The organism is Occallatibacter sp. (genome assembly GCF_049802275.1).
Lineage (GTDB): Bacteria > Acidobacteriota > Terriglobia > Terriglobales > Acidobacteriaceae > Telmatobacter.
In genome coordinates this window covers 1-1,618 of record NZ_JBARMD010000293.1, presented here as the reverse complement: position 1 = coordinate 1,618, position 1,618 = coordinate 1, and the positions used below count along the sequence as shown (strand labels likewise).

Here is a 1,618-nt window from a genome sequence, read left to right as displayed (position 1 = left end):
GCTTTGCGGATTGCCGGACTGAGGAAGCGCGCAGCGAACTCCATCTCCTGTTCCTGTGCCCACAAGCAGGCGGACATGTGGCCTTCCTGCTCGGCGTCAGTCTCGTTCTGCACTGTCACCGCGTTGATGTCGACACCCTCAGCTTTGTACGCGTCGAGGAACTTTACAAAGTATTGCGCGTAAGGGCCGAAGCTGAGCTTGCGCATGGCTCCGCCAATCATGGAGTTGTTCGGCTTCATCCAACCCGGCGGGCTCCACGGCGATGAGAACAAAAACAAATCCGGATTCTGTTTGCGTGCCTCGCGAAGAATTGGAAGGTAGAACTGCTTATCGTGATCGATGGAGAATTTTTTTAGATCAGGATCGGGTTCGCTGCTCTCGTCATAGCTGTAGACCTTGGTCGCGTAGTCGCTCGAACCAATGCAAGTGCGGCACACATTCAGGGCCATGGCATCGGGCGCGAACAGATCGTGCATTACGGGCGCTCGCTCTGCATCTGTGAGCCGGCTGAGCATGTACGCAGAGGCCTCAGTGATAGCCGCGCCGAAGCCGAGAATCTCCTGACGAGATGCGGCCGTGTCGAGTTGAATCGCGTCTGCGGCGACCTGGCTGGCGCGCTTCCACTCCAGGCTCGGACGATCTGCATGGCGCTGATCCCGGAATGTACCCCACACCTTCACCGCGCTGGATGGAGCAGCAAAGCCGGCCGCATAGGCAGGAACCTTGTGGGCGATGGCAAGAGCCGCCGCGGAGGCAGTGGCATTCCTCAGAAAATCACGGCGCGATCTCAACTTCATTTCAGACTCCTTCGCGAAGACAATTGTTTGTCCGCGGAATCATACACACACTACGACCAGCCAGTAAACGGTTTAACCACGATCTGTGATGGCAGACACGAAGGATTCCAACGAACTCAGAAACTTCAGCGCGCGAGAAGGCTCCAGCGCTTCTCCACGAATGGAAGATCAGCTTACATCCTGGTTTGAAGGGCTGCCAGAATTTGGGGTCCAAGCTGGCTCACACTGCCTGCACCGAGGGTCATGATCAGGTCTCCCTCGCGAGCCGTGGCAGCGACGGCATCAATTGCAGCGACAGAATCAGGCGCGTATTGCGCAACGGGCGAGGTTATTTTCGAGGTCAGCAATTCTGCTGTTATGCCGGGCAACGGCTCTTCGCTGGCCGCATAAATGGGAAGCACGAATACGCTGTCTGCATCCGTAAAAGCTCCGCCAAATTCGTCGAGCAAGTCGCGGGTGCGCGAATATCGATGCGGCTGGAACACGACATGAATGCGCCCCTTAGAGTACTCGCGCGCCGCGGCAAGGGTGGCGCGGATTTCTGTTGGGTGGTGGCCGTAGTCGTCCACGACTGTGACTCCACGGGCCTGGCCGCGAATCTGGAAACGGCGATCGACTCCGCGAAAACTGGAGATGCCTGCTGCGATCTTCTCCGGCGCCAGTCCCAGCTGATGTGCGATTGCTACGGCAGCCGTGGCATTCAGCGTGTTGTGGCGGCCGGGGACATGCAACTCGAACGCGCCGAGCACGCCGGTGGGCGCGTGCACTTGGAAGTGCGAGAAACAGCCTGCGCGCGGTTGGAGAAATTCGAGGCGGTAGTC

Annotated in this window: 2 protein-coding genes; both read right to left on the bottom strand. The window is 58.5% G+C overall.

All coding sequences use genetic code 11. From position 1 onward, the window contains the following. A partial coding sequence (locus WA354_RS10340) for a glycoside hydrolase family 30 protein (protein ID WP_472812930.1) occupies positions 1-797 on the bottom strand: 797 nt, incomplete at its 3' end. Positions 798-970: 173 nt separating this feature from the next. Continuing rightward, the coding region (locus tag WA354_RS10335) for a glutamate ligase domain-containing protein (protein WP_472812929.1) at positions 971-1,618 on the bottom strand (648 nt) is incomplete at its 5' end.